This is a genomic window from Paenibacillus sp. sgz302148, from assembly GCF_056120465.1.
The window spans coordinates 662,454-685,575 of sequence record NZ_JBVYOJ010000001.1 but is presented as its reverse complement, the minus strand read 5'-3'; the positions used below and the strand labels follow the sequence as shown (position 1 = coordinate 685,575).

17 protein-coding genes and 2 pseudogenes are annotated in these 23,122 nt (G+C 47.0%); 13 read left to right on the top strand and 6 right to left on the bottom strand.

The features are described 5' to 3' along the window. Window positions 1–9: 9 nt before the first annotated feature. Both AC0LWM_RS03105 and AC0LWM_RS03100 read right to left on the bottom strand, forming a co-directional pair. Window positions 10–1,458: a SpoVR family protein gene (locus tag AC0LWM_RS03105; protein ID WP_474673426.1), complete on the bottom strand. Its 1,449-nt coding sequence runs from the start codon at window positions 1,456–1,458 to the stop codon at window positions 10–12. Window positions 1,459–1,461: 3 nt separating this feature from the next. Beyond that, a pseudogene (locus AC0LWM_RS03100) lies at window positions 1,462–1,962 on the bottom strand (DUF444 family protein); the annotation flags it as partial. 92 nt (window positions 1,963–2,054) lie between these two features. On the opposite strand from AC0LWM_RS03100, the gene AC0LWM_RS03095 reads away from it, so the two are divergent. After that, on the top strand, window positions 2,055–3,362 hold the full coding sequence (locus tag AC0LWM_RS03095; protein WP_474673425.1) for a recombinase family protein: 1,308 nt from the start codon (window positions 2,055–2,057) through the stop codon (window positions 3,360–3,362). Between the two features lie 136 nt (window positions 3,363–3,498). Here the strand turns inward: AC0LWM_RS03095 and AC0LWM_RS03090 are convergent, their stop codons facing one another. Then, window positions 3,499–4,992 (bottom strand): MDR family MFS transporter, encoded by a 1,494-nt coding sequence (locus AC0LWM_RS03090; RefSeq protein ID WP_474673424.1) that lies wholly within the window; start codon window positions 4,990–4,992, stop codon window positions 3,499–3,501. Window positions 4,993–5,187: 195 nt separating this feature from the next. Here AC0LWM_RS03090 and AC0LWM_RS03085 point away from each other — a divergent pair. Beyond that, window positions 5,188–7,308, top strand: a pseudogene (locus AC0LWM_RS03085) (glycoside hydrolase family 95 protein); the annotation flags it as partial. A 6-nt stretch (window positions 7,309–7,314) separates the two neighbouring features. After that, on the top strand, window positions 7,315–7,614 hold the full coding sequence (locus tag AC0LWM_RS03080; protein WP_474673545.1) for a glycoside hydrolase family 95-like protein: 300 nt from the start codon (window positions 7,315–7,317) through the stop codon (window positions 7,612–7,614). Window positions 7,615–7,720: 106 nt separating this feature from the next. Here AC0LWM_RS03080 and AC0LWM_RS03075 read toward each other — a convergent pair whose 3' ends face one another. Continuing rightward, window positions 7,721–8,887 carry a serine hydrolase domain-containing protein gene (locus AC0LWM_RS03075; protein WP_474673423.1) on the bottom strand — a complete coding sequence of 389 codons (1,167 nt, stop codon included), beginning with the start codon at window positions 8,885–8,887 and terminating at the stop codon, window positions 7,721–7,723. A 171-nt stretch (window positions 8,888–9,058) separates the two neighbouring features. On the opposite strand from AC0LWM_RS03075, the gene AC0LWM_RS03070 reads away from it, so the two are divergent. Further along, entirely contained in the window at window positions 9,059–9,502 is a 444-nt protein-coding gene (locus AC0LWM_RS03070; protein WP_155620600.1) for an Lrp/AsnC family transcriptional regulator, read from the top strand. 87 nt (window positions 9,503–9,589) lie between these two features. Here the strand turns inward: AC0LWM_RS03070 and AC0LWM_RS03065 are convergent, their stop codons facing one another. After that, the gene (locus AC0LWM_RS03065) at window positions 9,590–10,789 is read right to left on the bottom strand and encodes an MFS transporter (protein WP_474673422.1); all 1,200 of its coding nucleotides are present in this window, start codon (window positions 10,787–10,789) and stop codon (window positions 9,590–9,592) included. Window positions 10,790–11,352: 563 nt separating this feature from the next. Here AC0LWM_RS03065 and AC0LWM_RS03060 point away from each other — a divergent pair. The 9 genes from AC0LWM_RS03060 (at window position 11,353) to rfbD (ending at window position 22,063) form a co-directional block, all read left to right on the top strand. Then, window positions 11,353–12,294, top strand: coding sequence for an ABC transporter permease (locus AC0LWM_RS03060; RefSeq protein ID WP_474673421.1), 942 nt, complete (start codon window positions 11,353–11,355; stop codon window positions 12,292–12,294). Window positions 12,295–12,298: 4 nt separating this feature from the next. Further along, window positions 12,299–13,192 (top strand): carbohydrate ABC transporter permease, encoded by an 894-nt coding sequence (locus tag AC0LWM_RS03055; protein ID WP_474673420.1) that lies wholly within the window; start codon window positions 12,299–12,301, stop codon window positions 13,190–13,192. 35 nt (window positions 13,193–13,227) lie between these two features. Beyond that, window positions 13,228–14,772: an extracellular solute-binding protein gene (locus AC0LWM_RS03050; protein ID WP_474673419.1), complete on the top strand. Its 1,545-nt coding sequence runs from the start codon at window positions 13,228–13,230 to the stop codon at window positions 14,770–14,772. Between the two features lie 101 nt (window positions 14,773–14,873). After that, window positions 14,874–17,150: a family 43 glycosylhydrolase gene (locus AC0LWM_RS03045; protein ID WP_474673418.1), complete on the top strand. Its 2,277-nt coding sequence runs from the start codon at window positions 14,874–14,876 to the stop codon at window positions 17,148–17,150. Window positions 17,151–17,310: 160 nt separating this feature from the next. Next, window positions 17,311–18,138, top strand: a complete 828-nt coding sequence (locus tag AC0LWM_RS03040; protein WP_474673417.1) for a beta-keto acid cleavage family enzyme — start codon at window positions 17,311–17,313, stop codon at window positions 18,136–18,138. Between the two features lie 17 nt (window positions 18,139–18,155). Beyond that, a complete protein-coding gene (locus AC0LWM_RS03035) occupies window positions 18,156–18,941 on the top strand; it encodes a hypothetical protein (RefSeq protein ID WP_474673416.1) in 786 nt (261 codons plus the stop codon). Further along, complete coding sequence (locus AC0LWM_RS03030) at window positions 18,934–20,166, top strand: glycosyltransferase family protein (RefSeq protein ID WP_474673415.1); 1,233 nt, start codon at window positions 18,934–18,936, stop codon at window positions 20,164–20,166. The genes AC0LWM_RS03035 and AC0LWM_RS03030 overlap by 8 nt, the downstream gene beginning before the upstream one ends. A gap of 32 nt (window positions 20,167–20,198) precedes the next feature. Beyond that, window positions 20,199–21,224, top strand: a complete 1,026-nt coding sequence (rfbB, locus tag AC0LWM_RS03025; protein WP_474673414.1) for a dTDP-glucose 4,6-dehydratase — start codon at window positions 20,199–20,201, stop codon at window positions 21,222–21,224. Then, window positions 21,221–22,063 (top strand): dTDP-4-dehydrorhamnose reductase, encoded by an 843-nt coding sequence (rfbD, locus tag AC0LWM_RS03020; protein ID WP_474673413.1) that lies wholly within the window; start codon window positions 21,221–21,223, stop codon window positions 22,061–22,063. The genes rfbB and rfbD overlap by 4 nt, the downstream gene beginning before the upstream one ends. Before the next feature lie 65 nt (window positions 22,064–22,128). On the opposite strand, the gene AC0LWM_RS03015 is transcribed toward rfbD, so the two are convergent. Then, window positions 22,129–23,112 (bottom strand): CgeB family protein, encoded by a 984-nt coding sequence (locus tag AC0LWM_RS03015; protein ID WP_474673412.1) that lies wholly within the window; start codon window positions 23,110–23,112, stop codon window positions 22,129–22,131. Window positions 23,113–23,122: the final 10 nt, after the last annotated feature.

Below are 23,122 nucleotides of genomic sequence, written 5' to 3'. Positions count from 1 at the left end.
TACTCGCTCTTACATGAACTTCCGCTGATGCTTTTTCCCGTCGTAGGTGAATACGACCTTCTTATCTTCTACGGTCGTTTCCAGATGGATCGTTTTGCCCCAGAGCTGGAACACGTACGGCAGCGTTTTTTCCAAGTACTTCAGATCGAGCTCGATGCCCTCGTATACATGCTTCAAGTACAATTCCCCGCTCCGCAGGAAGTCGCCGTCTTCCACGACGAGATATGGGAAGCCGCCGTTGACGCGGGAGTAAACGAGCTGGTCGCGAATCGCCTCCCACGATTTGTCGGTTATTTTCCATTCCGGACCTTTCTTCTCGAAAATATAGAGATCGAGTTCGTCCGTCAGCTGCTTCGTCAAATAGTTGCGGATGAACGACAGGTCGGAGTCGAACTCGCGTACCTCGAACATTTTTTGCCGGCCTTGTCCTGGCACCCGCCCGTATTTCTCGCGCTCCTCCTCAGTTGGGTTATCCCATCGCCGCTCGATGTCCTCGAATATTTTGAGCCCCAAATAATACGGGTTCAAGCTGTGCCGCGACGGCTGGACGACGGAGGAGTTGAGCTTGGCGAATTCGATCGTCTCCTCCGAGGTGAGGTCGAGCTCGCGGATGATGCGCTGATGCCAATACGAAGCCCAGCCTTCGTTCATGATTTTCGTCTCGAGCTGCGGCCAGAAGTACAGCATCTCATCGCGCAGCATCGTCAGAATGTCGCGCTGCCAATCTTCCAGAATCGGCGAATATTCCTCGATGAACCAGAGCAAATCCTTCTCCGGTTGCGGCGGAAATTTCCGGACTTCGCCGCCGGAAGAAGTATCGGCCTTTTGTTCGCCATGCTTGGCATCAAGCGACCACAAATCGTCGTAGTCGGTTTTGAACGCCGACGGGGTGCCGCGTTCTTTCTCTTGCTTCAGCTGCTGCTCCATATACCGGCGTTTGTCGAACCGATACGGTTTGATGAGAGCCGGGTCGACATGCTCCTGGATCGCGAGCACGGCATCGATAAATTTCTCGACGACGATGGAGCCATGCTCCAGCTCATACTGGCTGACGCGCTCCGCGGTGGCCGACATGCTCTCAACCATGTTCCGGTTCGACCGCGAGAAGCGGGCGTTGTTCTTGAAAAAATCGCAATGTGCCAAGACGTGCGCGACGATAAGCTTGTTCTGGATGAGCGAGTTGCCGTCGAGCAGGAAGGCGTAGCAAGGGTTCGAGTTGATGACGAGCTCGTAAATTTTGCTGAGCCCGAAGTCGTATTGTGTTTTCATTTTATGGAACGTTTTCCCGAAGCTCCAATGCGAGAACCGGGTCGGCATGCCATAAGCGCCAAACGTATAAATGATGTCCGCGGGACAGATCTCGTATCGCATCGGATAATAATCCAGGCCGAAGCCGCTGGCGATTTCCATGATCTCATCGATCGAATATTCCAACTCGCGTATTTCGTCCGAAGTCATGCGTCACACCTCCGCCGTCGTTTTTTTGAAAAAGGTTTTGAGCGCTTTATACACTTCTCCTTTCTCCCGGATGATGGAATAGAGGAAATGCGGCAGCTGGATGTGCCGGTAGGCCGACATGAGCGTGCTGCTGCGGTTGTACTGGTTCACTTCGCCATAGCCGAACATGTTGCTGCGCTCGAGCAGCTGCTCGATCAGCTTGACGCACCGCTCGTTGTCCGACGTCAAATTGTCGCCGTCGGAGAAATGAAACGGATAAATGTTGTAGTTGCTCGGCGGGTAACGTCGGTCAATGATCTCGATCGCTTTCATGTAAGCCGACGAGCAGATCGTGCCTCCGCTTTCGCCGCGGGTGAAAAATTCCTCTTCGGTTACTTCCTTCGCTTCGGTGTGGTGGGCGATGAACACGATTTCGACCTTTTCGTATTTGTGGCGCAAGAAACGGGTCATCCAGAAGAAAAAGCTGCGGGCGATATATTTCTCAAATGCCCCCATCGATTCGGGATTGTCACAATGAACAACGGATCGAAGCAAGCACCGCGGAGGCCTGTTTTGTATATATATGTGGTAAGGACTTCGATTCGGGAGGTGATGAAATGCCGATGAACGACAAGCCGGACATGCCGGATATGCCGGATATGCCGGACAACCCGGACGAACCGATCCGATCCGAAATCTACGCCCGGGTCAGCACGGACAAGCAGGGCGACTCGATCGAAAACCAGGTAAGCCGAGGCCGCGATAACGATACGTTCGATATTTTGTCGGAGTGGCCGGATCGGGATCGGGAGCAGAAGCAGAAGCAGAAGCAGAAGCGGAAGCAGGAGCAGGAGCAGGAGCAGGTGAGCCAAAAAATATTTGCCCTGTTCGGTAACGGCCGCAGACGGAAGGCGCGCCGCGGTGAATGGCAGGGCGACCCGCCGATCGGTTACAAGGTCGACAAAGTTATGAAGAAGCTTGCTCCTGATCCGGAGACAAGCCATATCCCGCAACTGATCTTCGATTTGTACGTCAATAAGCGGTTAGGCACGTTCAAAGTGGCGGAATATTTAAACGCGCGCGGCTTTCGGACGCGGAACGGCAACCGGTGGAGCCGCGAGGCGGTCGGTAAAGTGCTGCGCAACCCGGCGTATGTCGGGCGGGGCAGGTATGGGGTGCGGATCAACCAGTTGCAACGGGAACGCGACGAGATATTCGGCCATAAACCGCTTGTCAAACAGGAATTGTTCGACGATGCGCAAGCGAGGCTGTCGGCCAAAGGGAGTGCGGACTCGCCGCGGCAGGCGCAGCAACTACTGACGGGAATCCTGCGTTGCGGAGGATGCGGCGAAAAGATGGTATGCCGGGAGCGTACTGGCGGCGGCAGGAAATACCGTTATTATATATGCAAGACGTATCAACAATATGGCCGCACTGCCTGCCCGCAGGCGGGTGTGAACGCTGATGTACTTGAACATAAGGTGCTCGGGATCATCCGCGAGAAGATGGAGCTGCTGCCGACGGAGCTTTTTTTCATTGCGGAGAACTTGGAGCGGAATATGATGATACTTGAGCTGGAGGCTAAGCGACAGCAAGCGAAGATGGAGAAGCTGAAAAAGAAGCAAATCGAGTTGTTCCAAGAGCGCGACCTATTCGCGGAGGAAGCCTATCGCCGCCATATGCTGGATCTGAAGCGGCAAATCGAATTTTTGGAACACGCGTCGGCGTCCGTCAACCGGCAATTAGCGGAGCTTCGTGAGGAACAAACGAAAAGAGCCTCGTTCGAGCAGAAAGTTCAAGAGTTCAAGCGATTGGATGGACACGAACCGGAAAAACGGAGGGCGCTGCTTCACGATCTAATCCGGGACATGACGCTGACTGAAGGGATGCTGCACATCGAGTACCAATACGATTTTACCAAGTAAGGCGAAGGCTAGGATTTGCGCAGGGCAAGCAATTTGTTGTCCAAGTGTTTCCGTGCCGATAAGCAAAACGGGAGCCGGCTGAACCGGCTCCCGTAAACGACTTCAAATGTGATGTGATATCTCCATCACGATTTTGCTATGAAGCGATTTGTCCTTCGGCTTGACTCGATTTCGCTTTAACCGGTACAAGAGAGGTGGACAATAACACCACAACCGTAATGACGATAAGAACGAGGAAAATATCGTGCAGCCCCGAAACGAGCACCTCGCGCAATACGGTTTGCTCGGCCGCCGGCAGTTGACCCGCAGTCTGAGGGTTCACCAGGATATTCAGCTTATCCGCTTGAACGGTGCTGCCCGCAGGATGTTCCGCTAAATGGCGGGCGATCATGGAGTTGAAGAAGCTGCCGAGCAGCGAAACGCCGATCGTCTGTCCCATGTTGCGGAAAAACATGTTGGAGGCCGTCGCAACGCCGCGCATCGTCGGCTGTACGGCGGATTGTACCGTCACCGTAAACAACGTCAACGTGATGCCGAAGCCGATGCCGATGAGCGCCGAAATCAGGTAAAAATACACTTGCGAGCTGGCCAATTGAATCGCGGAAAGCCATAAGGCGCTTAGAAGCAGCAAGGAAGCCCCGATGATCGAGATGAATCTTACGCTTCGGGTCAACAGAAGCTTGCCGCAGATAAAGGAGCCCGCGGTCCATGTTATCGCCATCGGAGCCAGGATGAGGCCGGATGCGGTCGCGCCGTAACCGGATACGCCTTGCACCCACATCGGGACGTAAACGATCATGCCCATTAGCACGCAGCTGACGAGGAACGAGATGCCGTTGGCGACCGAAATCGTTCGGGAGCGGAATAATGACAACGGGATAAGCGGCTCGCTCACCTTGGATTCGATCCAGATGAACAACGCGATCAATACGATAAAAGCGGCGAACAACAGCAATACGGAAGGTGAAGTCCATTGACCGAGGTCGCTGCCTCGCTGAACGCCGTACAATAAGGCGAGCATCGCCGCGGAGAACGTCAATGCGCCCGCGATGTCGATTTTTTTCTTCGATTTCTGAATGTTTTCCTTCAAATAAACCGCCAGCATCACGATGGAGATTAGGCCAAAAGGAATGTTCATAAAGAAGATCCAGTGCCATGTCACCTGATCGACGAAAAACCCGCCGACGAGCGGCCCGACAATACCGGCGGCCCCCCAGACGAAGCCCATAAATCCGATCATCTTCGCACGCTGCTCAAACGGATAAATATCGGCGATGATCGTCGTCGTAACCGGCAATATCGCGCCTGCGCCAATTCCTTGCAGAACCCGAAACGCGATGAGCTGCTCCATCGTTTGCGAGAACCCGCAGAGGGTGGAGCCCGTCAGGAACACGATGATACCGGTAAGAAAGACACCCTTTCGTCCGAACAAATCGGACAGCTTGCCGAAGATCGGAACCATTACGGACGATACGAGCAGATAAGCGGCGAACACCCAGTTCATGTATTCCAATCCATGAAGCTCGCTGGCGATCTTAGGCATCGCCGTACTGACGATCGTGCCTTCGATTGCAGTCAGGAACGTTGCGACCATAATCGACGACATGACCATCGTTCTATTCGTTTGCATAGAAATCCTCCATTTTGAGTTGAACTGCGGGACGCCATTTCGTAATAAAAATACTATACAGACTAATATGTATTGTAACTCTTGTGATGGCACACGGCAATACTCGTGGGATATCGCCAGGATGATAATTGTTAAGGAGAAGTAACTTTGTTGCTAAAGTACACTTTTCGTTGATGGCGTAGGTATTATTCAAACTTGCGTACTGCTAAAATTTCATTAAAAAAAAGACTGGGGATAGTCTCAGGAGGGAACGATTTGAAACGTTTATTATACAGTAAATCTGCGATGCACTGGACAGAGGCAATGCCGCTTGGCAACGGAAGAATAGGCGCCATGCATTTTGGAGGCGTAGGGGAGGATCGCTTTCAGCTGAACGAAGATACGCTGTGGTCGGGCCCCCCAAGCCGTCACAAGCCGCATGACGATCGGGAATCGCTGCAGAAAGTGAGGCAGCTTCTTCGAGAGCATAAATACGGCGAGGCGGACGAGGAAACGAAAAACATGTTCGGCCCGTACGCGCAAGTGTATATGCCTCTTGGGAACTTGACGATTCGCCATATGCATGGCGAGGAAGGTCGGCGGTACAAGCGGTCACTGGACCTTGAACGCGCGCTTTCCTCGGTATCATACGCGATCGGCCCGGTCGAATATACGCGCGAGGCTTTTATTTCAAGCCCCCATCAGGTATTGGCCATCCGGCTGACCAGCTCCGTTCCGAAGCAGCTTAACTTCGAGGTAACCTTGGACAGTCCGCACAAATCCTATACGATGCAAGACGATCATGCATTGTTTTTGCAAGGGATTTGTCCCGAATACTGTGCACCGGGTTATTACGAAGAGGATTTGCAGCCGATTGTGTACGGGGATTTCGGCGATACGAAAGCGATTCATTTCGAGGGGAGATTGGGCGCGCAGGTCGAAGACGGCCAAGCTGCGTACCGAAATGGCAAGCTATGCGTTCAACACGCGACGAACGTCGTTCTTTATTTTGCGGCCGCGACGTCCTTTAACGGCTATGATCAATTGCCCGGCACCGATTTTGGCGTATTGGCCCGCCGGAATGAGTCGATTCTTTCGAAAGCGATGGAAATTTCGTACGATCAATTGAAAGAAGCACACATACGCGATTACCGCGAGCTGTTTGATCGAGTCGATTTGACTCTAGGCGATGCTACCCCGGGGAACGAGGCGCTTGACACCGATATGCGGATCCGAAAGTACGGCGCCGGCGATCCGGCAATCGTTGCCTTGTTGTTTCATTTCGGGCGCTACTTGCTGATCGCCTCTTCCCGGGAAGGGACGCAGCCGGCCAATCTGCAAGGGATATGGAACGACATGGTGCGGCCGCCTTGGGGATGCAATTATACGGTGAATATTAATACGGAAATGAATTATTGGCCTGCGGAAGTGACGAATTTGTCCGAATGCCACCGTCCGCTGCTGAAGGCGATTTAGGAGCTTTCGGTAAACGGCGGGAAAATGGTCAAGGAGCGATTCGGGCTAAACGGCTGGGCGGCGCATCACAACTCGGATTTATGGAGACATGCACAGCCTGTAGGCGCTGAGCGACACGGAGATCCGGCGTGGGCGTTTTGGCCGATGTCCGGGGTTTGGCTGTGCCGCCACTTGTGGGAGCATTACGAGTACACGCAGGATAAACGGTTTCTCGTCGAAGAAGCGTATCCGCTTATGAAAGGCGCGGCTGAATTTTGCCTGGACTGGCTCGTGGAGGATGAAAGCGGATATTTGATAACGTCGCCGTCGACATCGCCGGAGCATCATTTTTATTCGAATGACGGTCAGTTGGGAGCGGTCACCCAAGGGGCGACGATGGATCTTCAACTCATCGGCGACTTATTTGAAAATTGTTTGAACATGGTTGCCGTTCTTGGCGTGGAGGATGAATGGGTGATGCGGATGGCTGCGGCAAAAGCACGTCTGCATCCGATGCAAATCGGCAAATACGGCCAATTGCAGGAATGGCTCCTAGACTACGAGGATGAATATCAGGACCATCGCCATGTCTCTCATCTTTACGGACTTTATCCAGGAAATCAACTGTCGGAGGATGTTATGATGGATGCAGTCCGGCAAACGTTGAACAGACGCGGCGATGCCGGATCCGGCTGGAGTCTCGGGTGGAAGGTTTGTTTATGGGCTCGTTTGAAGGATGGGGAACGGGTTTGGCAGTTGCTTCAGCGCTTTTTAAATGTCGTTACGGCATATGGGGAAAGAGGCAGCGGTATATATCCGAATCTGCTCGGCTCCCATCCTCCTTTCCAAATTGACGGAAACTTCGGTTATACGGCGGGCATTGCGGAGATGATCGTTCAATCCCACAAAGGGTATGTCGAATTATTGCCTGCGATTCCTTCCGCTTGGCAGAGCGGGTCGTTAACCGGCGTTCGCGTTCGCGGAGGGTTCGAACTATCCGTATCCTGGGATCGTATGCAAGTCAGCCAACTTGATGTCGCTTGCTGTGTCGACAATACGTTTCGAGTTAAATCCAATAAACCGGCAGTTGTTTGCGAGGAAGGAAAGGTAGACCGGACCCTTGATCCGATCGAGGGGTATCTGTCCCTGGAAGTTTGCAAGGATCAGAAAGTAACGCTCCGGTTTTAATAAGAATCCCTCTTGCCATCGTGTGGCAAGGGGGATAATTGCGTTAAAAAAGTAATTTTTAATGTCCGAAGAAACGTTTAGTTGAAAGACGGATTGTTCGTACTCTTTACTTAACTCCTCGAATACCTTTGTAGACAGATTCGCACAGCTCCGTAGTAAACCTGCCTGACATTCCTTCAAGCGCCGTATTGGTGAACGCTACAACACTAAGCTCCTCACTCGGATCAACAAACCAGGAGTGACCATAGGTGCCGCCCATCCGCCACGTTCCCGGCGATTCAGGTGTATTGGCATCCGCTGGGTCTTTAAGCAGCGTGAAACCAAGTCCAAAGCCTCTCCCCGGCCAATAGGGCATCACAAGGTTACCAATTTGATTGGTTGTCATTTCTGTGACAAGAGCCCTCGGCAGAATCGGATTCCCTCCCTGCCGCAAAGCTTCCAGCAGTTTAAGAAAGTCTCCTGCGCTACCAATCATGCCGGCTCCCCCGGAAGGATAAGCTGTCTTATCGGTAAACCTGTTGGGTGAAAGGAGGAATCCTGCCGTCCCCTCTACGAAAGGAACGGTATCAAAATCGTGCAGGCGCCGGGGCTCTCTAACGCTGTCTGCGTATGCCGTGGTCAATCTGTCCGTATCCACGGCCTTGAAATCCGTGTCCATCATGGAAAGCGGATGAGTTACAAGTATCCGTACAGCTTCACTAAGCGGCATTCCAGTAACCTTTTCGATGACCGCTCCGAGCACGTCTGTTGCTATGGAATACCTCCACATTTTCCCCGGCTCATATAGAAGCGGGACAGAAGCGAGTCTTTGCAGATTTTCTTCAAGTGTAATTCCCGCCAGATCCATGCCGTCCGATACCCCGGCAAGCTCATAAGTTCCCTTTTCTTCCTGGAAGAAACGGTAGGTTAAGCCGGCGGTATGCGTCATCAGATGGTGAACGGTCATGGAGGCATACTGTCCGTTTGGCAGTTTGGGACGAAAGGCGGGCAACCATTTTTCCACCAGATCGTTTAACTGCAATCTCCCTTGCGAAATTAATACTAAGGCTGCCGTTGACACGACCGGCTTGGTTACCGAAGCATATCTAAACAAAGCATTTTCCTGCATCGGCCGTTTCTGCTCGCGATCGGCCCAACCAGCAGGCCTGCTGTAAACGAGGTTTCCGCCTAATGCAATTTGGACGACGGTACCCACGATCCTTTTTTCCTCAAGTGTGCGGTCAATTACCTCATTGACGCTTTTATGCACCAATTCCAGATCTATATTTCTCATGTTTCTCATCCTCTCCTGCTGTAATTTACTTGATTATTTATAGCAACTGTGTTTATTATATAAATAATTTCTGCTTCCTTACATAAAACAAACAAGTTAGATAAAGAAATTTTCGATGATTCTAAAGGCATTTAAAAGAAATAACTTATAAATTAAAGGGGGGCGATTTTCTTGGACGAAATCGATAAAAACATCCTGCTCCATTTGCAGAACCAGGCGAGATTATCAATGACAGATTTAGGAAAGCTGGTGGGACTGTCTCAGCCAGCCGTAACTGAACGCGTAAAACGCATGGAAGAAAAGGGGGTTATCGAGGAATACCGAACCGTCATTTCTTCGCAAAAAGTGGGTAAGCAATGCACAGCCTATATGCTTGTTCGGACACGGAATTGCTATCCTTTCCTTGATTTTTGTCGTTCATCGCCGGAGGTCACGGAATGTTATCGGATAAGCGGTGAGCATAATTATTTATTGAAGGTCCTAACGGAAACAACCCAGGAGCTGGAGGAGTTTGAAAACCGATGCGATCAATACGGAACCTATACGACTCTGATCGTAATGTCTTCACCGATCGCTTATAAAAATCTCATTGGAGAAACGAATTTGCTCGCGTAAGATGTAATTCGATAATCCCAAAAAAATGAATCCGCCTTTGCAGCGGATTCATTTTTTTGCTTATGTTACACATACTCGTGGATTCATTTAGGAAGGAAAGCCATGCTTTTTAGCAAGCCAAGCTGCAAGCAAGGAGGGAAGCAGCAGAATGATTAATGAGCCCGGAAGGAATCCGGCTCCAAACAGTTCGAGAAGAAACCCGCCGATAATCCCTCCTCCGCCGATTGCCACATTCCACGCGGTGACCAGCATCGATTGGGCTATATCTGCGCTATTTCCCCCAGCTTGTGCTATTGCTGTTTGCAGTAAAGTGGCTGCCCCGCCAAACGTAAGCCCCCACGCCGTAACACCAAGAATGATGATTGCAGGCTGATCCATTCCGATTCCCAAGGCTGCAGAAGCCAAAGCAAATCCCGTTATGCTGATTAAAACCAGTATTCTTAGAAAACGGTCAATCAGCATGCCTATCACCCAAATACCGACAACCGAGGTAATTCCGAAAATAAGAAGAACCAAATCCACTCGCTGAGCAAACGCGGTTTCCGCAAGATACGGTGCAATATAGGTGCACAAAACATTATGTGCTAGTATCCATGCCAAAACGACGAACAGAATCGGCCGTACACCGGGAATCAGGAAAACCTTGTGAAAAGGGAGCTGATCACCGGCAGGCTCACCGGCATAATCCGGCACCTTCCAGAGCACCCAGCCAATAAGGGCTGCAGTCAGTAATGATACAGCTCCGAAAATGAAACGCCACCCAGTATATGTACCGAAAAAAGTGCCAAGCGGAACGCCCAGCGCCAATGCCAGCGGGGTGCCAACCATGGCTACGGCCATCGCTCTTCCTTTCAACAAATCAGGCACCATGCGCCGCGCATAACCGGCCGTCATCCCCCACAGTACACCTGCCGAGGCACCTGCGAAGAAACGCGCGACAAGCGTCAGCACATAAACGGAAGATAACGCGGTGATGGTGTTAAAAACAAGAAAGCCGATGATGCACAGCAGCAGAAGCGGCCGGCGCCTCCACTCGCGGGTAGCCGTTGTCAAAGGAATGGCGGCCAGAAGAGATCCAACCGCATAGAGAGTGACCAACTGTCCGGCAAGAGCTTCTGTGACCCCAAGATCCTGTGCAATTTGCGGCAGTAATCCAGCAGGCAGGCCTTCCGTAAGAATGCAGATGAAGCCCGCCATGGCTAAGGCCAGCAGACCGACCCACGGAAGACGTTTGGAAGACGACACATTTGCTCCGCCTTTTCTTATAAGAGCAGTGTTTGAGTTCACGAAAAAATCTCCTTTTTTTATTTTTTGCCGCTTAAAAAAGCTTTGGCTTTCGTATAAGCATATATAAATAAAACATTTTTTTACATGGATGATTAAAGGAGGATGAAGCGAATTAAGAGGAAAATACTTTTATTTTTATAGAAATTCCATGATTTTAAAGGCGAAAAAGCAGCAATGTCAGATGCCGCCTAATAATAAGTCGTAATCGACGAGCTTGAGACGTGCGGTTGAGATCCGGCTGCCGCTGTGGCCGCTCTGGCATTCTGGAAATAAAGGAGATTTCTTTTTACATTTAATATCAATAGTGAAGCTGCAGCGACTTTTCGTTGATAAAGTCTAATTTTCGTTGGTTTGTTATCTAGTCATGTCACCCCTCTCCACATATTATTAATTGTATCGATAATATTAACCGCTTACATCTAAGAGAGTTTGTAAAAGAAAGGTGGTGTCTTGGTATGCAATTGACTCAAACGGGGATCGGTTGCGGTTAGTCTGCCGGTTTCGTTCGCGAGAATAGAATAAGAGGCTGTACGTAAAACATAATAAAGGGACGAGGTGATCTCTTGTCAACGACTACTGAAAAAATACCCAGGAAGTCATTTTTTTCCAACCTAAATCACGATTGGAAGCGTAATCGTTTTCTCTTGCTGATGTCGCTTCCAGGGTTAATCATGATTGCCTTGTTTGCTTATTATCCCATGGTCGGTATCGTAACTGCTTTTCAAAATTACAGTTTGTTTTTAGGGGTTAGCGGCTCTGAATGGATTGGCTTTGACAACTTTACTCGGTTTTTTAATGATCCAAACTTTTTTAGAATTATAAAAAACACGTTTCTTCTTGGTTTTTATGACTTGCTTTGGTCTTTTCCCGCACCTATTATTCTAGCTTTGTTGATTAACGAAGTGGTACATCCAAAAATTAAGAGATTTATTCAAACCGTTACGTATTTACCTTATTTTATTTCGATTGTTGTTATTGTGGGCATAATGAAATCCATTTTTAGTGGTACTGGTATTGTAAATGAATTGTTAGCCAATTTCGGTGTTGACCCGATCCAATTTTTTAACGAATCCGGTTTCTTCAGAAGCTTGTATATTGGCTCAGGTATTTGGCAGGGAGTTGGTTATTCCAGCATACTCTACTTGGCGGCCATTATAGGGATTGACCCAGAAATGTATGAGGCGGCTAAGATGGATGGCTGTTCTAAGTTAAAACAGATGTTTCACATCACCCTGCCTAGTCTCCGCCCAACGATCATTACTTTGTTCATTTTAGCGGTTGGCGGTATTGTCAGCGTTGGATTCGATAAAGTTCTGTTAATGTATAGCCCTGCCACTTATGATGTTGCCGATGTTATTTCTACTTATGTTTACCGTAAAGGTATCATCGACCAAGATTATGGATTTTCAAGTGCTATTGGGTTGTTTAACAGCGTGGTTTCCATTGTTTTTTTATTAGGAGCAAACTATTTTTCCAGAAAACTCCTAAAAGAAAGTCTATGGTGATGTCATGAAAAAAAATCCTTATAAAATCAAAGAACCAATGGGAGATCGGGTATTTGTTTCCGTTGTGTACATCATTTTGGCTATTGTTGTACTAGCGATGCTCTATCCCTTTGCTTACGTTGTATCTGTGTCGATTAGCGATCCTACAGAAGTCATTGCAGGAAATGTTACTGTTTATCCATTAGGCTTTGACCTAGGTGCATTCAAGACCATGATAAACCATCCTATTTTTTTCACGGCATATAAAAATACGATTGTGTATACAGCGCTTGGAACGTTGTTCACCTTGTTTTTCACAGCCATAACAGCATATCCGCTTTCCAAAGATAAGTTTCAAATGCGTTCATTTCTCTCCAAGGTGTACATTATAACCATGTTTTTTGGTGGCGGTATGATTCCAACCTATCTGGCTTATAAGTCCCTGCATTTATTAGACACCATTTGGGTTATGGTTCTTCCGGGGGCGTTAACCGCATGGAACATTATTCTCATGAGATCCTTCTTTAGGAATATACCGGAAAGCCTAAGTGAATCCGCTTACATTGATGGGGCCACTGATCCTCAAATCTTAGTAAAAGTTATTTTGCCGCTTTCCAAGCCAATTATGGCAACCATCGGCTTATTTACGGCTGTTGGCATTTGGAATGGATATTTCAATGCGTTGCTTTACTTAAATGACACCGAAAAATATCCTTTGCAGATGATTTTAAGAGGTATTTTGGTAGCTGCAACCTTCAATCCAGCCGAAAAAGACGCTTATTCTCAGATATCTCACTCGGCAACGGAATCTTTAAAAATGGCATCCATTGTCATCACCACCCTTCCTATTATGTGTATTTATCCTTTTATACAAAAGTACTTTGTCAAGGGCCTTATGGTTGGCTCCATAAAAGGATAATTCATAAAATATATTAAAAGAGGAGAGGTTTTATCATGAAAAGATTATTGGTCTTATCTGTAATCGCCGCTATTTTGTTTGTTGTAGGGTGCAGCAGCAAGCCAAGCGAATCTGCCAAAGAACCATCACAGGGATCTAGCAAAGAACCGATTGAAGTATCTTGGTTTTTCCAGTCTAATACCCCGTATACTGGCGACGAGGAAATTTTTAAGACAATTCAAAAGTACACAAATATTAAAATCAAACCGATTAGCGTAGCCCGTGCAGACTATACGCAAAAATTGAATACCATGTTAGCATCTGGTTCGCTACCGGATTTGATTACGTTAGGAAGAGATAATGCGGACCGTTATGGCCCACAAGGAGCATTCTTAGATTTAACGCCTTATATGGAAGCAGGGAAGCTCGATAATTACAAAGCCATGTTGGAAAAATATCCGCCAGCTATGGATCTGACCCGTTCGCCTAACGGCAAATATTATGGTTTCCCAAGAATATATGATGTACCATATCGTGCCGACGAAGTGATGTTGGGCAGGACTGATATTTTTGCAAAAAACAATCTTTCCACGAAGTTCGAAACGTTTGACGATTTATACAACACCTTAGTTCAACTGAAAAAACTTTACCCGGATTCTTACCCATATTTCGTAAGGTGGGGTACAAATCACTTAATAGCTAACCAAGCTTACTTTAGAGGAACGAACACCTCTTTCTATCTTGACCCAGAGCAACAAAAATATGTATTCGGTCCAGAAAGCCAAGCCTACAAGGATACGTTGGTTTACTTGAATAAATTGTATTCCGAAGGCTTATTAAATCCAAACTTTGCTACGATTACAGATGAAGAATGGAATGAACTTTTAGTAACAAATAAAGGTTTTGTGACCTTTGACTACCCGCAAGTCGGCGACGAGATTGTTGGGCAAATGGGAAGCAAAATTCCGCAGGGCTTTGAATTTACGGCTATGCTTCAACCTGGTTACAACAATAAAAGAGTAGGTACCGCTGTTTTAAGCGGCTATTTCGCAAACTATAAGGTAATTTCAAACCAATCGAAATACAAAGATGAATTGGTTAATTTTCTGAATTGGATGTACAGCCCGGAAGGTATCGATGCGATGCAATTTGGTATCGAAGGCGAATCTTATCAAAAGAATTCCGATGGTACGATTAAATTTTTGAAGGATTTCCAAACTCCTGCTACACCAAATGGTTCCATCAAGAATGCTGGGCTAAATACCCAAGAACTTTTCAGCGTTGTGAATCAAGCTGCTATTAATACTTTTGAGTTAAATGGCGCTGCCATGAAAAAGTCAGTAGCATTTTTGGAAGAAAACAAAGGTTTTGGCAAGCCGGTTTTTGATGCAAAATTCACCGATACGAATGAGAAAAAAGAATATACCGACCTCAAAACGGCTATTGATACCTACGTAGAGGAAGCTTCGGTAAATGTGATCATCGGTAAGCAAAAAATTGATACCTGGGATTCGGAAGTTATGCCACAGGTTAAAAAACTTGGCTCTGACCGAGCTCTGGAACTCATCAATAAAGCCTATGACGAGACATTTAAGAAATAATATAACTTGAGTTAAACGAAGAAGCGTGATGTTCTCACGCTTCTTACATTTTAGTTTGGATGAAAATGGATTATTTCTAAAAAAATGGAGGATTACAGAAAATGAGAAAAGTTGCATCTGGATGGATTGCCGACAATGGAAACGGTACCTATACAAATCCGATCATGTGGGGGGATTATCCGGATAATGATGTGATCAGAGTTGGCGATACTTATTATATGTCTTCAACGAGCATGCATTTATTTCCGGGTTGTCCGATTATGAGCTCAAAGGACTTAGTGAATTGGGAATATGAAAGTTATGCTGTTGATCGGATGGAAGGCGATCAATACGACCTTATCGATAGCGATGTTTATGATGAAGGTCCATGGGCGACGAGTTTAAGATACCATAATGGAAAGTTTTACCTCATGTTTAATATCAATCATGATGCTGCCTATGTAAGCATTGCAGATCAAGCTAAGGGGCCGTGGACACTCTATAAACTTGAAGACGAGCTTTATGATCCAGGATTATTTTTTGACGACGATGGCAAAATTTATGTTGTTCATGGGCAAGGAGAACTCTATTTAAGCGAGTTAGAGATCGTGGATGAACAAACAGGCCAATTATCGATCCTATCCAAGCGAGAGCCTGGTGCCACAAAAAACGGCAAAAAGATACACACTTATCAGTCTCCCTATTATCGTTACCATGGGTATAATGAGGGCTCTCATGTATATAAAATCAATGACCTCTACTATATTTTAACGACGCCGGTTTGGAGGCATGGCTCCAAAAAAGAAGTTGCCATTCGAACCAAGGATTTGGCGAACGGACCATATGAAGTTGAGGATATTATGACAAGCTTTATGAATTTCTGGGACAACGGCATTCATCAAGGGGGAATTGTCGATGTTCCTCAAGAAGACGGTACCTCAGAATGGTGGGCGATTATATTCCAGGATCGATCGAAACTTGGAAGGGTGCCTACCCTGCAGCCGGTAACATGGAAGAACGGTTGGCCGTACATGGGGGAAGTCGACGGTGAAAAAGCGGTCGTTACGTATCGAAAGCCTCATATCCCGAATTTAGGTCATGTTGAACCTAAGGCACTTCCAACTTCGGATGATTTTAGCACGAATACGTTAGGGTTACAGTGGCAATGGAATCACAATCCGGATAACAGCAAATGGAGTCTTGAAGAAAGACCGGGGCATATGAGGCTTAAAACCTCAAGCGTAACCGATAACTTGACCTTTGCAAGAAACACGCTTACACAGCGGGTTGTTGGCCCGGATTGTATAGGGACCGTGAAGTTAGATGTGAGTCATATGGCGGATGGCGATACGGCAGGTTTATGTATCATGCAAAGAGATTTTACCTTCATTGGGGTAAAAAATGCAGATGGCAATCGTTCGATCGTCATTAACGATCTTAATACTGAACATGTATCCGTGGCTTTATCTTCAGATATTCAAAACGTATGGTTCAGAGCCGATATTCCACGACATGAATATAAAATGGAGTTTTCCTATAGTGTAGACGGGACCCGGTTTACGCGACTTGGCGGAAGATACGATATGCGTTATGGAACCTACGTCGGCATGCGATTTGGTATTTTTAACTATGCGACAATCAAGCTTGGCGGATACGTCGATGTAGAGTCCTTTGAGCTAACGACGACGGAAAATCAGGGCAATCTGTTTGGGATCAATCGAAAAATCGATGCTGCGCGCTATGATGATCAAATATTTGTTTCAGATAAGGAACTCCAGATCAACCCCAAAACCGAATGGATGACCGATGATCGAAACCGTGAATATGATCTATGCATATCGAATTTAAAAGACGGCGATTGGCTGCAATATGATCAAGTCGATTTTGGCGCCGGCGATGCGGCATGGTTTAATGCAAGAGTAGCAAGCTCGTTAACCGGGGGTACGATTGAGGTAATAATGGATCACATGAATGGTGAACTAATAAGTACCCTTCATATTCCAAATACAGGCGATATCAATCAGTATGTCAATGTGAAGAGCGACCTTGCAAACAAAGTGACCGGAAAGCATAAGATATATCTCGTGTTTCATGGCGCGAGTCAAAATATGTGCAAACTGAACTGGTTTATGTTTGGTTCGGGAGAGTTTCCTCAAATACCTCCTATTCCGGAAAATTTGACTGTTATGAGCACAAGCGAATCTATTGTAAATATGAAATGGGATGATTCACCAGGAGCGCTGCAATACGACATCATGTTTGATGACAGAATAATAAATCATGTTACGAGTGACTTCTCGCAAACAGGTCTAGCACCGCGCTCTAGCCATACCGTAAAGGTAAGAGCCGGCAACTTTGCAGGTTATAGTGAATGGAGCCATGAAGTTAAAGTTGAATAATGATTTGATACGATGAACTTTGTTCACAGGGGAGCAGTTGCCGCGGCAACTGCTCCATTTTTTAGTTGTCTAGGCCGATACTCATATGATTTCGCGAATTCATTCGTTAAAATGAAGGTGTCCAAACTTTTGTTATAAATCCGAACACCTGAGGAGTACAATGAAGAAAATCGGCATTTGTGCGGCGATTACCGGCTCCATGACCAAAAAAGAAACGATGCCCGGGCTTCCGGTTACCGTTGATGAAATCATCGATTGTGCGCATGAATGTTCCTGTGCAGGGGCTGCGTTGGTTCATGTCCATGTTCGCGACAAGGATGGAAGACCGTCGATGGATGCTTCATTATACAAGGAAGTGTTGACCGGAATTCGTGAAAAAAGCGACATCCTTGTATGCATTTCTACCTCAAATCATCTTGTGACTGTGTCGGATAAGGAACGGATTCGGTTAATGGAATTAAAGCCGGATTTGGCATCGCTTGAAGTCACTTCGCTCAAACGACCTGACGGCGGCATTAAAAACACGAAAAAATTCGTCATCGATATGCTGCAAGCGATGAAACAGTATGATGTTAAGCCGGAATTCGAGATTTTTAACCCTACCATGTTCAAAGAACTGATGCGCCTCGTCGAGCTCGGTTTTATTGAAGACAATGCTTTTATCCAATTTATCATTGGTTCGGTCGGCGGGATGAAGCCCAGCTATCGAAACATTCAATGGATTCTCGACTCCGTTCGCACAGGTTTTATTTGGTCTGCGGCCGGGATTGCAGCAATGCAGTTGCCGGTTAATTTCATTACCATCTTAAACGGCTGTGATGTGATACGGACAGGGATGGAGGATAATCGGTATTTATTAAAAGGGATTCCGGCAAAAAATAATGTAGAATTTGTAAATCGATCGGTGACGATGATTCGAATGTTAGGGTGTGAAGTGGCCGATTCCTTTGAAATGGCGAACAAATTGGGAGTAAAGGGACGAAAATAAATGGGGTTGGCAAAAAAGTGATTCATGAGAGCGCGTATGTTGGCCATGATGCAAGGATTGGAGAAAAAGTCAGCATCGGCGAATTTTCAATTATCGGCGATCATGTGAGTATTGGCGACGGAGTAACGATCTGCAGCCATACAAAGATTCATTCCAACACTTCCATTGGAACCGGTACATGGATCGGGAGTTTTTGCTCGATAGGTGCCTTGCCCAATCTCAAAGGTTTTGATCACACCATCGAATCCGGACTTATGATCGGTTCTCATAATACGATCCATGATCATACCGTCATTGCGAGGTCAAAAGATCCGCACAAGAACACGATCATCGGAAATCGCAATCATATCGGTCACGGCGCATATTTGGGCCATGATGTGATCGTAAAGAATTCAACCACATTGTCCGCCCATGTGCGGATCTCCGGGTACACCGAAATCGACGATTATGCCCACGTCGGTATGTCTGCGTTTATTCATCAGTTTTCGAAAATAGGCAAATATGTAATGATCGGCGCAAAGGCCAAGGTGGTCAGAGATATCCCGCCTTATTTACTGGCAGATGGCAATCCTGCGCTGATCAAAAAAATAAACAAAGTCGGCTTGGAAAAACAAGGCTTCACCGCCGAACAGCTCCATCAATTGGAGCGCATTCTAGATGCGCTTGCCCAAAGCTCCTATCCTTCTTTGAATGATGAAGACAGAGCGAAGCTAATGAGGCAATTTCAAGCATGCGAGATGTTAACGAAGCTGATGCAATTTATGGACGATTCAAAAAGAGGGTGCTTGAGAATCGATGTATAGCGGGGTCGCCCAGAAGATCTTATTGAATCACTTAACCTATAAGGACTGCGTGATTTCATTTTGTCATGACGACTACCGAAAGATTACCGGCGGGGCACAAAAATACGAAGCGGAACTTCAAAAAATGATGAATGACCGCAACATTTCGAATGTTGCCTTATTCCCTGTCTGCAATCAGGATGCGCATAACACCGGGCCCGATCAATTGCTAGTTGAAGTTGCGATTGATGGCGTGACAACTTGCTTTTTGGCGGCAAGGGAAGTGGGACGTTGCTTTGGAAATCTGATTGCCGCAAACAAAATCAATCTCTTGCGCATTTTTCTCAATAGTTTATCCGGTATGAATATCGCAATCATTGATGAGATCGTCAGCGGAATCAAAGAAAGAAAAGATATAGAGTTCCTTCATATTTTGCATGACTATTACTCCATTTGCAGCAATATTTTTTTATTTTATAACGATGAGGAATTTTGCGGCCCGGCCCCAGTCGGTTCGTCTCGTTGTGCAACCTGTCGTCACGGGGAGGGACGCGAAGCGCGATATGATCGGATCCATGAGCTATTTGTCAAACATAAAGCAGTCATCGTGGCACCTTCGGAAAATGGAAAAAGGATATTTTTACGTGCATTTCCGCACCTGGAGCCGAATGTTCGCGTAGTTCCCCATCAAAATATCATACCATCGAGAAAAATTGCTTCTTCCGATTCAGTTGAAAATCGTAGAATAAGAGTCGCCTTTCCCGGCTATCCCTCCAGATATAAAGGATGGGATGCTTGGGTCAAGTTGAATGAGATTTCCAATAAATCGGATTATGAATTTTATCATTTTTCATATGTGAAGACTACATTGCCCGAGACGACTTTTATTGACACGAGTTTCCACAAGGGTTCTTCGCAGGATACGACATCAAGGCTGATCGAACATGGAATTGATGTTGTCCTGCTCTGGTCAAACTGGTTCGGCACATACAATTATACGTATTACGAAAGTGTTGCGGCAAACTGTTTTGTGATCACATATAAAAACAGCGGCAATATTGCAGATCAGACCAAGCACTTTCGAAATGGACTTGTTTTGGATTCCGAACAAGAACTGGTTGCTTTGTTCAACAATGCGAATAAATTAAGAGAGTGTATCGCCCGGCACAAAAATTCGGATACGGTTTACCGAGTAGCCGTGAATAACGAGCTGGCAGACGAACTGATGGACTCGAGACGTTTTTGAAAATTAACCTTCGATCGTAAGGGGGAGATGAATTGAACCTCTTAGTTACCGGCGGAGCCGGGTTTATCGGCAGCAATTTCGTCAAATACATGAAGGAGAAATACCCGTCGTATCGAATCGTGAATCTGGATGCATTGACGTACGCAGGGAATTTAGGCAATTTGCTAGACGTAGCGGAATCGGATCACTATACGTTCGTCAAGGGCGATATCGCAGACCGTCAGCTTGTCGAGACTTTGTTTGCGAACTATGGGATCGAATACGTTGTCAATTTCGCCGCGGAATCCCACGTTGATCGGAGCATTCTCGATCCCGACCTGTTCATTCGAACGAATGTGCTAGGTACGCAGGTTTTACTCGATATGGCGAAGAGGTTCGGAGTGCGGAAGTACGTACAAATTTCTACGGATGAAGTTTATGGCACGCTGGGAGCCACGGGGTTGTTTTCGGAAACGACGCCGCTTGCGCCTAACAGCCCTTATTCGGCAAGCAAAGCATCGGCGGATTTGATCGTTCGCGCTTATTACGAGACGTTCAAGCTCCCGGTTAATATTACCCGATGCTCGAATAACTACGGACCGTACCATTTTCCGGAAAAATTGATCCCGCTTATGATCGTGAATGCGTTGCTGGACCGTCCGCTCCCGATTTACGGCGACGGATTGCAGGTACGCGATTGGCTGTACGTCGAGGATCATTGCAGTGCGATCGACCTGGTGCTGCATCATGGAATAAGCGGCGAGGTATACAACATAGGCGGCAATAACGAGCGGACGAATCTCGATGTCGTAAGACGGGTGTTGCAAGAGCTGAATAAGCCGGAGTCGCTTATCCAGCACGTGACGGATCGCCCGGGACACGACCTGCGGTATGCGATCGACGCGACGAAAATTCGCAGCGAGCTCGGCTGGAAGCCGCGATTCCAATTTGATGACGGCATCAAGCAAACCGTTTGCTGGTACGTAGAAAACCGTAATTGGTGGCAGACGATACTTTCCGGCGGTTATTTGCGGTATTACGAACAGCAATATGGGGATCGTTTGGGGAATGTCGAATGAAGGTGCTTGTTACTGGAGCGAATGGACAGCTAGGGGTTGATGTGGTTCATGCATGCAAAGCGAATCGTATGGAAGTACTTCCTTGCGGACGCTCTCAGCTTGACGTGACCGATCTCGAGCAAGTGAAATCCGTCGTGGCTGCGTTCATGCCGGACGTGATTATTCATTGTGCGGCTTATACGGCGGTTGACCAAGCGGAAACGGAAACGGACAAGGCGTTTGCGGTGAATGCTTTTGGCGCGAGTTATATGGCCATCGCGGCGGAAGAGGTGCAGGCCAAGCTTTGTCTTATCAGTACGGACTATGTATTTGACGGGATGGGCACGACGCCTAACCGCGAATACGATCCGGTTAACCCGCTTAGTATTTACGGCAAATCGAAGCTTGCCGGAGAGCAGCTTGTTCAAAGTTTGTCCAGCCGTTATTTTATCGTACGGACTTCTTGGCTGTATGGCGGGCACGGCAATAACTTTGTCAAGACGATGCTTCGCTTGGCGGAGGAACAAACGTCGCTTGCCGTCGTGTCGGATCAAGTGGGCTCGCCGACGTATTCCGCGGATTTGGCGGCGTTTCTATTAAAGCTTGTGGCGACCGAGCGGTACGGCATATATCATGCCTCGAATACCGGTACTTGCTCATGGTATGATTTTGCGAAGGCGATCTTCGAAGAAAGCGGCATCCCGATAACCGTGAATCCTTGTACGACGGAACAATTTCCGCGGCCGGCGCCTCGGCCCCAATATTCCGTCATGGATCATCTCGCGATTCGGGTGAACGGCTTTGAAGACTTTCCGCATTGGCGCGACTCGCTTCGACGGTTTTTGCAAACAATGAAGTAGCGATCTGCTTGATGCATAATAAAAGTGGTTGGACAGGAGTTAATCCTGTTCAACCACTTTTTACATCAGCCAAATATGATTTGCAGCATTTGGAATAATCGATTCTCGTAAGTGTGATCACGTATCGTTCTGTGATATCCGCGTAAGGCGATTTTTTTCCTTTGTTCTTCATGCGTTAAGTAGTACTCTATTTTTTCTATTAATTCTTCGGCACTCGAATACGTTTCGATTTCGTAGCCCAACGTATACAGGTTAGGCAATTCATTTCTTATGTCGGTCAGTTGGAATGCGCCGGATGCGCATATTTCGAAGGTTCTCGGATTCATGGAATATGCGGGCAAACGGCGGCTGTTTAAAGTTTCATCCGGATCCCTGTGCATATTCAAGCAGATCTTTGTTCCACTATAATAGCTCAATGTTTCTTCTGAATTCATCCAATTCGGAAACTGTAATTTATCGTGTCGAATTTTATCCTTCAAGAGGTTAAAGTTGTGCAATCTTTCCCAGAACCAACCTGAAATGATGACATTTTTATTCGATAGATACGGTGCTATTTGATCCATTAACGTTAATCTGTTCGACCCCGAAGTTCCGATAAAACAGACTTCCGTATGAAAAGCCGGCTCAACCGCTTTAGGATAAAAAATACTGCGGCTGACTCCTAATGGCAAATAATTCGCATTAAACCCTCTTTCAAGATATACGGGCAAACAACTGAGTTCATTCGTAAATATATATTCGTAATGATGAGCAAAATTTATATCCTTATCGATCCTGTAGGGCTGATCTACGCACCAAACCGTGATTCGATGACCTCTGCCTCGATGCTTATCCAATACTTCTAATACGTCAGGATCGTTTCGATCCATCACGAGGACAAGCTCAGGACGATGTGTGGCGACTACATGCGCAAAATCTTGCATCCGATCCACTCGGATGACTTCGTTGACCAAGTTTTTTAAATCATTGACGACTCCGAAGTCGATCGTAGCCATTCCGCATGGGATATAAACAACCTTTATGTTCCATGTTTTCCCGCATGTGTTCACACGTGACACC

Excerpts from the sequence above, each read along its gene's own strand:
- AC0LWM_RS03105 (WP_474673426.1), bottom strand. The coding sequence starts at position 1,458 with ATGACTTCGGACGAAATACGCGAGTTGGAATATTCGATCGATGAGATC.
- AC0LWM_RS03095 (WP_474673425.1), top strand. The coding sequence starts at position 2,055 with ATGCCGATGAACGACAAGCCGGACATGCCGGATATGCCGGATATGCCG.
- AC0LWM_RS03090 (WP_474673424.1), bottom strand. The coding sequence starts at position 4,992 with ATGCAAACGAATAGAACGATGGTCATGTCGTCGATTATGGTCGCAACG.
- AC0LWM_RS03080 (WP_474673545.1), top strand. The coding sequence starts at position 7,315 with ATGATCGTTCAATCCCACAAAGGGTATGTCGAATTATTGCCTGCGATT.
- AC0LWM_RS03075 (WP_474673423.1), bottom strand. The coding sequence starts at position 8,887 with ATGAGAAATATAGATCTGGAATTGGTGCATAAAAGCGTCAATGAGGTA.
- AC0LWM_RS03055 (WP_474673420.1), top strand. The coding sequence starts at position 12,299 with ATGAAAAAAAATCCTTATAAAATCAAAGAACCAATGGGAGATCGGGTA.
- AC0LWM_RS03050 (WP_474673419.1), top strand. The coding sequence starts at position 13,228 with ATGAAAAGATTATTGGTCTTATCTGTAATCGCCGCTATTTTGTTTGTT.
- AC0LWM_RS03045 (WP_474673418.1), top strand. The coding sequence starts at position 14,874 with ATGAGAAAAGTTGCATCTGGATGGATTGCCGACAATGGAAACGGTACC.
- AC0LWM_RS03040 (WP_474673417.1), top strand. The coding sequence starts at position 17,311 with ATGAAGAAAATCGGCATTTGTGCGGCGATTACCGGCTCCATGACCAAA.
- AC0LWM_RS03030 (WP_474673415.1), top strand. The coding sequence starts at position 18,934 with ATGTATAGCGGGGTCGCCCAGAAGATCTTATTGAATCACTTAACCTAT.
- rfbD (WP_474673413.1), top strand. The coding sequence starts at position 21,221 with ATGAAGGTGCTTGTTACTGGAGCGAATGGACAGCTAGGGGTTGATGTG.